Below are 8,020 nucleotides of genomic sequence, written 5' to 3' on the forward strand. Positions count from 1 at the left end.
CACCGGCATTTACGCCTCCATCGTCCCTGCCCTGGTGGCCGTGATGTTCAGCGGCTCGCCGCGCCTGGGTGTGGGGCCCACGGCCTTGAGTGCACTGCTGATCGGCGCCTCCCTCACGGGCCTGGCCGAACCCGGCTCCGCGCACTGGGTGGCCCTGGCCGCCTGGATGGCGATTCTTTCGGGCCTGGTGCAGTGGTCACTGGGCCTGATGCGCGCCGGCTGGCTGCTCAACCTGGTGACCTCGCCCGTGCTCACGGGTTTCACACAGGCGGCAGCGCTGCTGATCCTGGCCTCGCAGTTGCCCACCCTGCTGGGACTGCGTTCAACCTGGAGCGCGGTCTGGAACACGCCTTCGCTGCAGCTTTTCGACTGGCAGTCCATCCTCTACGGCATTGCCAGCATTGCGCTGCTGGTGCTGGCCAAGCGCTGGCGCGCGGCCTTTCCCTCGGCCATCTTCATCATTGCGCTGACCGGCGTGATCAGCTGGGCCACGGACTTTGCCGATGACGGTGGCGCCGTGGTCGGCCACCTGCCGGCAGGCCTGCCCAGCTTCCAGTTGCCGGGATTGCTGAGCTGGGACGAGTTCGGCGCCCTGGTGATGCCGGTGCTGGTGATCTCGCTGGTGAGCTTTCTGGAGACGGCCTCCAGCGCCCAGGTGGAGCACCAGCAGGCCGGCACGCGCTGGAACGAGAACCAGGACCTGGTCGCCCAGGGGCTGTCCAAGATCAGTGCGGGCCTGTTCGGCAGCTTTGCCACCAGCGCCTCGTTCTCGCGCTCGGCCGTGAACCTGCTGGCCGGCGCCAAGACGGGCTGGTCCAACGTGTTCTCCATCCTGCTGGTGGTCATCGTGGTGCTGTGGTTCATCCCGGCGCTGTACCACGTGCCCAAGGCGGCGCTGGCGGCCATCGTGATCACGGCCGTGGTCAACCTGGTCAAGCCGCGCGTGCTGCTGCAGTTGTTCAAGGTGTCGCGTGTGGAGGGCAGCATTGCGCTGGCCACGCTGCTGCTGACCATCGTGACGGCGCCGCGCATGTACTGGGGCGTGTTCGCGGGCATTGTGCTGAGCCTGGGCTACTTCCTCTACCAGCGCCTGCATCCGCGCATCATCGAGGTGGGCCAGCATCCCGACGGCAGCCTGCGCGACCGCAACCTCTGGCAGCTGCCCCCGCTGGCGCCGGGCCTGCTGGCCCTGCGCATGGATGCCGAGCTGGACTTCGGCTCGGCCTCGGCCCTGGAGCGTCGTATCGGTGACGAATGGGCGCTGCGCCCGGAGACACACCATCTGTGCCTGCTGGCCCAGCCCATCAACCGCATCGACGTGACGGGCGTGGAGACCTTCGTGCGCCTGCAACTGCTGGCGGCCAAGCGCAGCGGCGTGCTGCATGTGGTGGGCCTGAAGCTGCCGGCCGAACAGGTGCTGCTGCGGGCGGGCGCCCTGCACCGCGGACCGCACCTGCGGCTGTACCGCACCGATGCGGAATTCCTCGCCTCCCTTGCCCTGCCGCCGTTCGTGCCTGCACCAGGATCAACATCTGTTACCACCGATGGTGCAAAAGTCGATGCCGGCGCGGCGACAATCGAGCCTACACACTGATACACTTCACTGGCTTTTCATTCAGCCCTCCGTGACTGCCCCCGCATCCCACCAATCCGTATACCTGCGCGACCTGCGCCTGGCCACAGCCCACGCGCTGGTTACCCACGCTGGTGGGGCGGTCCATCTGCCCACGGATTCGCCGACGCGATATCTGCAGGCGCTGATCGATGAACTGTGCTCGCTGTCGCTGCGCGACCCGCTCACGGGGCTGGCCAACCGCCGCCATTTCCGCACCATTGCCGAGCGCGAGATCGACCGCGTGGCGCGGTCTGGCGAAGCGGCCCTGATGCTGATGCTGGACATCGACCATTTCAAGCAGATCAACGACCAGCACGGCCATATCGTGGGCGACCGGGTTCTGCAGTCGGTGGCCCGTACCCTGACCAATTGCGTGCGCCCCATGGACACGCTGGCCCGCTACGGAGGAGAGGAATTCGCCATCGTGCTGCCCGCCTGCCCTGCGACCTTCGGTCTCTCCGTGGCCGAACGCATACGCAGCGCCATCGAGCGCATGCCGGTCGTCATCTCACCCACGCTGACACTGCAGATCACCATCAGCATCGGCGGCGCCTATGCGCTGCAGTGGATACGCAGCACCACGACCTTGTGGACCGAGCGTGCCGACAAACAGTTGTACCTGGCCAAATCTGCCGGCCGCAACCGCGTGCACATTGAAGAACAACCTGACAGTACGGTAAGCGCGGAGGAAAAAAGCCTGCTTTTCGGACCTTTGTATGCCCCGTCCCCGTTTGACAATGGGCTGAATCCAGATATTGCAACCGATGTGGACCCCGAAGATGGACTCCGCTGATAGCCAGGTGGTAAGCGACAACGCCATTCCCCACCCCTCCCTGCCCGCTGCCGTTCCGATGAGCGATGCCGTGCGCGCCAAGCCGCGCGGACACATCATCGCCGTGACCAGCGGCAAGGGCGGCGTGGGCAAGACCTTCGTTTCGGCCAATCTGGCCGCAGCGCTGACACGCCATGGCCTCAAGGTCCTGGTGCTTGACGCCGACCTGGGTCTGGCCAACCTGGATGTGGTGCTCAACCTCTACCCCAAGGTCACGCTGCACGATGTATTCACCGGCCGTTCCTCGCTGGAGGAAGCCATCCTGCCCGCACCCGGCGGCTACTCGGTGCTGCTGGCCGGCTCCGGGATGATCGAGTACTCGCGGCTCACGCCCGAGATCCGCCAGCAGTTCACGCACACCATCGAGACACTGGCCCCGCGCTACGACATCGTGCTGCTGGACACCGGCGCAGGTATCTCGGACGTGGTGCTGTTTTCCGTGTCCATGGCCACCGAGGTGCTGGTCATCGCCACGCCCGAGCCCACCTCGCTGACCGATGCCTATGCGGCCATCAAGGTGCTGGCCATCCAGCAAAAGCGCCAGCAGATCCGCCTGGCCATCAACCAGGCGGCACGCCCCGGAGATGGCCGCGCCATCACGGGCCAGCTGCAGCAGGTGCTCAACCGCTTTGTCAACACGGCCTCCGGCGAGCCATTGCGGCTCACGCACCTGGGCGATATTCCGTCCGACCCGGCCGTGCGCGAGGCGGTGATGCGCCGCCAGTTGCTGCTGCAGTCCATGCCCGGCGCACCGGCTTCGCTGGCAGTGGCCCAGCTGGCCAATAAAATCAAGGCCCTGCTGGTGTCGGGCGGCTGATCGGGCCGCCTCTCGCCGGCGCCCCGATCCAACCCGCGGCCTGTGCCGCACCCGCCTGCCTGCCCGTGCCCGACATCCTCAATATTTCCTGCTATAAGTTCACGCCGCTGCCCGATGCGGCGGCGCTGCGCGACACCCTGGCCGAACGCGCCCAGGCCCTGGCGCTCAAGGGCACCATCCTCCTGGCCGAGGAAGGCATCAACTTCTTCCTGGCCGGCCCCGCCCAGGCGGTGCACAGCTTCGTTGACCAGTTGCGCGCCGATGAGCGCTTTGCCGACCTGGCCCCCAAGGAAAGCTGGTCCGACACCGTGCCGTTTCGCAAGATGCTGGTCAAGGTCAAGCGCGAGATCATCCGCATGGACCACCCCACCATCCGCCCGGCAGAGGGCCGCGCGCCATCGGTCAGCCCCGCCACGCTGCGCCGCTGGCTGGAACAGGGCCACGATGACGAGGGCCGCGAGGTGGTGACGCTGGACACGCGCAACGACTTCGAGGTCGATGCCGGCGCCTTCAAGGACACCATCGACTGGCGCATCACCAAGTTCACCGAGTTCCCGCCCGCGCTGCGCGCCCACAAGGCCGAGCTGGCCGACAAGACCGTGGTCAGCTACTGCACGGGCGGCATACGCTGCGAGAAGGCCGCCATCCTGATGCGGGACGAGGGCCTGGAGCATGTCTACCAGCTGGAAGGCGGCATCCTCAAGTACTTCGAGGAAACCGACGGCGCCTTCTATGACGGCGGCTGCTTCGTCTTTGACGAGCGCCGGGCCGTGGGCGCAGACCTGGCCATCACGCCCTTGGCTCCGGCAGAGCCGCTGGAGCCGATACAGCCGACAAGCCCGCCAGGCAAGGCTTAGGCCTTCAGTCGCAGCGCCTGCTGCGCCACGCGCTCGCCGAACACACGCGCCGTCTCCAGGTCGCCCGGCAGCATCTCGGCGGCCGAGGCATCCGAGGCCGATTGCGCCATGGCACCGCTGAAGGCGCCTATCCAGTTGAGGTCATTGCGCTGCGCGGCGCGCGCGTTGGACGGCAGCATGCCGCTGCCCACCCACAGACCGCCATGCTGCATGGCCAGCTGGAACAGGTAGTCCAGCGTGGTCTGCTTGTTGCCGTTGACGCTGGCACTGTTGGTGAAGCCGGCGAACAGCTTGTCCTTCCAGGCCTGCACGAACCACGGCTTGGAAGAGGCATCGGCAAAGCGCTTGAACTGCCAGCTCGGCCCGCCCATGTAGGTGGGCGAACCAAAGATGATGGCGTCTGCCGCCGCCAGCAACTCCCAGCCACCCGCAGGCAGCTGGCCGTCGCTGTCGATCGACAGCATGCGCGCGCCTGCGCCGTCGGCCACGGCCTGGGCCATGCGCTGGGTGTGTCCGTAACCCGAGTGGTAGACCACCACGATATCTGCCATACAAGAAATCCAATCCTCGGACGCCCTGCGCAGCCACAGGCCAGCCAGCGCCGCATTCATCAATCCATCCACGCCAAAGGGCCCCGCAGCGCTGCTGCGGGGCCCACTCAAGACAGTAGCCTAACAAAAATCAGGGCATGGCCAACGCTGCCCGACCCACTCAATGGCGGCGCGCATCCACGCTCCAGCCACCGGCACCGTGGGCGGCAAAGCCCAGCAGGCCGCCAGTCACGGCGATGTTCTTCCAGAACAGCAGCTGCTGCATCATGGCCGCGTCGGCCGGCACGCTCCAGTAGGCATGGAAGAAGAAGCTGGCCACCAGCGTGAAGAACGCCAGCACCAGGGCCGCCCAGCGCGTGCACCAGCCCAGCAGCAAGGCCAGGCCGCCGACGATCTCCACCACCAGGGCAATGGCCACGCCGATCTGCGGCATGGGCATGCCTACCGATGCGGCATAGCCCACGGTCCCGGCGAAGCCTCCGATTTTCTGAAAGCCCGCAGGCACGAACATCAGCGCGATCAGGATGCGGCCGGCCAGCGCCAGCGGGTTGCTCAGACGGTTCAGCATGATGGTTACTCCTCGTGAATCTTCAGAGCGTGCTGTGCACGCTCTCAGGCTTGCAGATCGAACACCAGGACCTCGGACTGTTCCCCGTCGTGCAGGCGCAGTCGCGGTTCATTCTCCACAAGGGCCGCATCGCCCGTTGTCAGCCGTTGCCCATTGACGCTCAGCGCGCCGCGCACCAGGTGCACATAGGTCTTGCGGCCGGCGGGCAGTTCCAGTTCGGCCTGCTCATCGCCGTCGAACAGGCCGGCATAGAGCCGGGCATCGGCATGGACGCTGACCGAGCCCTCGGCGCCATCGGGCGAGGCCACCAGGCGCAGCCGGCCGCGCTTTTCCTCGTCGGCAAAGGCTTTTTGCGCATAGCCGGGCGCAATGCCCGTCTGGCTGGGCAGCAGCCAGATCTGCAGGAAATGCGTGGTCTGACCCGGCGCATGGTTGTGCTCGCTGTGGACCACGCCCGAGCCGGCGCTCATGCGCTGCACCTCGCCGGGCGAGATGGTCTGCTCGTTGCCCATGCTGTCCTTGTGCGAGAGCCGGCCTTCGAGCACGTAGCTGATGATCTCCATGTCCTTGTGGCCGTGGGAGCCGAAGCCCGTGCCTGGGGCGATGTGGTCCTCGTTGATCACGCGCAGGTTGCCAAAGCCCATGTGGCGCGGATCGTGGTAGCCCGCAAACGAGAAGCTGTGGTGCGAGCGCAGCCAGCCATGGTCGGCATGGCCGCGTTCCCGGGATTTGCGCAGGGCGATCATGTTTTTGTCCCTTTCCAACGTGTCAGATCTTCGAAACTCTTGCGTCGATGGCTCCACTGTAGAAGCCGCTGCCGCAGGCAAGGCGCAGCAGGATTGATGGCATCATTCAAAGCTTTTGAAGCCATAACGCCCCATGCCCAGCCCCCGCGACGTGCTCACCCCCGACAGCCTGGCCATGCTCCAGGCCATTGCCGAGGCCGGCAGCTTTGCCGCCGCTGCACGCCAGCTGGGCCTGGTGCCCAGTGCCCTGACCTACCGTGTGCGCCAGATCGAAGATGCGCTGGACGTGCTGCTGTTCGACCGCCGCTCGCGCCACGCCCAGCCCACCGAGGCCGGCCGGGAGCTGCTGCGCGAGGGGGTGCGCCTGCTGCATGAGATCGACACCGTGGCGCATCGCGTGCGCCGCGTGGCCACGGGCTGGGAGCCGCATCTGACCATCGTGGTCGATGGTGCCGTGGCGCGCACGCCGATGCTGGAGCTGGTCGAGGCCTTCTACGCCATGCAGCCACCCACGCGGCTGAAGCTGCGCGACGGCATCCTCACCGGCACGCTGGAGACGCTGACCTCGGGCCGGGCCGACCTGGCCATCGGCGTGGCCGTCAACTCCAGCAACGTGGCGGGCCTGCAGGCCTGCGAGCTGGGCGAGCTGGACTTCGTCTTTGCCGTGGCGCCCCACCATCCGCTGGCCACGGCGCCCGAGCCCATCACCGACGCCACCTTGCTGCAGCACCGCATCATCGCCGTGGCCGATTCAGGCCTGCGCGACAGCGCCAGCATGGGCCTGCTCAGCGGCCAGGACATCTTCACCGTGGACTCCATGCAGGCCAAGATCGAGGCCCAGGTGCGCGGCATAGGCTGCGGCTTCCTGCCCCATTTCATGGCCGATGTGTATGTGCAGGCCGGCCTGCTGGTGACGCGCCAGGTCGCCCGGCCCTCGCGCAATGTGCGCATGCACTACGCATGGTCCTGCCCGCCGCAGCAGGTTCCGCCGCGCGCGCTGCAGTGGTGGCTGCAGCAGTTGGAGAGCCCCGCCACGCGCCGCGCTCTCATGGAAAATCATCACCGACATTGAGCTGGCGCACGCCGCCGGGCGGTCTTCGCGGGTGTAGAGTGGTTACAGGTCCCGGCCTGCCACGCCGCTGCGGTGGAGCAGGCCGGAAAGGACATGCTTCCCGGAATCTGCCACTGCCCGCAAAGGTCTGCTCCATGAACGCTTCCCGCGCTGCCTCCAAGTCCACGGTCAAGAAAAAGGCCACCAAGCCCCCCGAAGCCTCCAAGGCGCGCCCCACGGCCGGCGCACGCCGCATTGCCGTGATTGGCGCCGGCATGGCGGGCCTGGCCTGCGCACGCACGCTGATGCAGGCCGGCCACGATGTCCATGTCTACGAGCGGCTGCCCCAGGTGGGCGGGCGCATGCGCTCTGTCAACGCCGCGCATGGCGCCTTCGACATCGGCGCGCAGTATTTCACCGTGCGCGACAAGCGCTTCGAGCTGGCCCTGCAGACCGTGCCCGGCCTGTGCCGCCCCTGGAGCGTGAGCACGCTGCGCGTGCTGGATGCGCAGGGCCGCCAGTCCAGCGCTGCACCCGCACCCACCGAAGCCCATTGGGTGGCCACGCCCGACATGCAGGCCCTGCCGCTGGCCTGGGCCGCGCCGCTGTGGGATGCCGACCGCCTGCACCTGGGCCAGCGCGTGACCAGGCTCGAACGCCAGCCCGGCCCGCGCGGCTGGAGCCTGCATGTGGAGACGACCGAGCCGACCACGCAGATCCGCGCAGGCTTCGATGAAGTGATACTCGCCCTGCCCGCGCCCCAGGCGCGCCAGCTGCTGCAGACCACGCCCCTGGCCCTGTCGCTGGTGCAGGGCATGGCGGCCGTGGAAATGGCGCCCTGCTGGGCGCTGACGCTGTCCTACCCCATGGCCACCGAGGCCGGCCTGTCCACCCTGGGGCCGCAGTGGAACGCGGCCCGCACCATGCATGAGCGCGCGGTCTGGGTGGCACGAGAATCCTCCAAGCCGGGCCGCTCCCAAAGC

9 protein-coding genes are annotated in these 8,020 nt (G+C 67.3%); 6 read left to right on the plus strand and 3 right to left on the minus strand.

Features of this window, described 5'->3' with window-relative positions:
• The 4 genes from JHD82_RS28150 to JHD82_RS28165 all read left to right on the plus strand — a co-directional run.
• On the plus strand, positions 1-1,594 hold a 1,594-nt coding region (locus tag JHD82_RS28150), incomplete at its 5' end, for a SulP family inorganic anion transporter (protein ID WP_199140147.1).
• Positions 1,545-2,408, plus strand: a complete 864-nt coding sequence (locus JHD82_RS28155) for a GGDEF domain-containing protein (protein ID WP_080518214.1) — start codon at positions 1,545-1,547, stop codon at positions 2,406-2,408. The genes JHD82_RS28150 and JHD82_RS28155, both read left to right, overlap by 50 nt.
• Positions 2,395-3,264: a MinD/ParA family protein gene (locus tag JHD82_RS28160; protein WP_013802173.1), complete on the plus strand. Its 870-nt coding sequence runs from the start codon at positions 2,395-2,397 to the stop codon at positions 3,262-3,264. Before JHD82_RS28155 ends, JHD82_RS28160 begins: the two co-directional genes overlap by 14 nt.
• 65 nt (positions 3,265-3,329) lie before the next feature.
• Positions 3,330-4,121, plus strand: a complete 792-nt coding sequence (locus tag JHD82_RS28165) for a sulfurtransferase (protein ID WP_199140149.1) — start codon at positions 3,330-3,332, stop codon at positions 4,119-4,121.
• Here JHD82_RS28165 and JHD82_RS28170 read toward each other — a convergent pair.
• The 3 genes from JHD82_RS28170 to JHD82_RS28180 all read right to left on the minus strand — a co-directional run bounded on the left by JHD82_RS28170 (position 4,118) and on the right by JHD82_RS28180 (position 5,986).
• Positions 4,118-4,672 (minus strand): flavodoxin family protein, encoded by a 555-nt coding sequence (locus JHD82_RS28170; RefSeq protein ID WP_043822976.1) that lies wholly within the window; start codon positions 4,670-4,672, stop codon positions 4,118-4,120. The genes JHD82_RS28165 and JHD82_RS28170 overlap by 4 nt on opposite strands.
• Before the next feature lie 160 nt (positions 4,673-4,832).
• Positions 4,833-5,240, minus strand: coding sequence for a DoxX family protein (locus JHD82_RS28175; protein ID WP_013802170.1), 408 nt, complete (start codon positions 5,238-5,240; stop codon positions 4,833-4,835).
• A gap of 44 nt (positions 5,241-5,284) precedes the next feature.
• Entirely contained in the window at positions 5,285-5,986 is a 702-nt protein-coding gene (locus tag JHD82_RS28180) for a pirin family protein (RefSeq protein WP_199140151.1), read from the minus strand.
• A 133-nt stretch (positions 5,987-6,119) separates the two neighbouring features.
• Here JHD82_RS28180 and JHD82_RS28185 point away from each other — a divergent pair, with 133 nt between their 5' ends.
• Positions 6,120-7,058, plus strand: coding sequence for a LysR family transcriptional regulator (locus JHD82_RS28185; RefSeq protein ID WP_034394359.1), 939 nt, complete (start codon positions 6,120-6,122; stop codon positions 7,056-7,058).
• A gap of 134 nt (positions 7,059-7,192) precedes the next feature.
• A partial coding sequence (locus JHD82_RS28190; protein WP_199140153.1) for an NAD(P)/FAD-dependent oxidoreductase occupies positions 7,193-8,020 on the plus strand: 828 nt, incomplete at its 3' end.

Origin of the sequence: Delftia sp. ASV31 (assembly GCF_016428765.1) — a bacterium.
Taxonomy (GTDB): domain Bacteria; phylum Pseudomonadota; class Gammaproteobacteria; order Burkholderiales; family Burkholderiaceae_C; genus Comamonas; species Comamonas acidovorans.

What these genes read in the sequence shown, in the direction of transcription:
- JHD82_RS28155 (WP_080518214.1), top strand. Translation starts at nt 1,545, where the DNA reads ATGGTGCAAAAGTCGATGCCGGCGCGGCGACAATCGAGCCTACACACT.
- JHD82_RS28160 (WP_013802173.1), top strand. Translation starts at nt 2,395, where the DNA reads ATGGACTCCGCTGATAGCCAGGTGGTAAGCGACAACGCCATTCCCCAC.
- JHD82_RS28170 (WP_043822976.1), bottom strand. Translation starts at nt 4,672, where the DNA reads ATGGCAGATATCGTGGTGGTCTACCACTCGGGTTACGGACACACCCAG.
- JHD82_RS28175 (WP_013802170.1), bottom strand. Translation starts at nt 5,240, where the DNA reads ATGCTGAACCGTCTGAGCAACCCGCTGGCGCTGGCCGGCCGCATCCTG.
- JHD82_RS28180 (WP_199140151.1), bottom strand. Translation starts at nt 5,986, where the DNA reads ATGATCGCCCTGCGCAAATCCCGGGAACGCGGCCATGCCGACCATGGC.
- JHD82_RS28185 (WP_034394359.1), top strand. Translation starts at nt 6,120, where the DNA reads ATGCCCAGCCCCCGCGACGTGCTCACCCCCGACAGCCTGGCCATGCTC.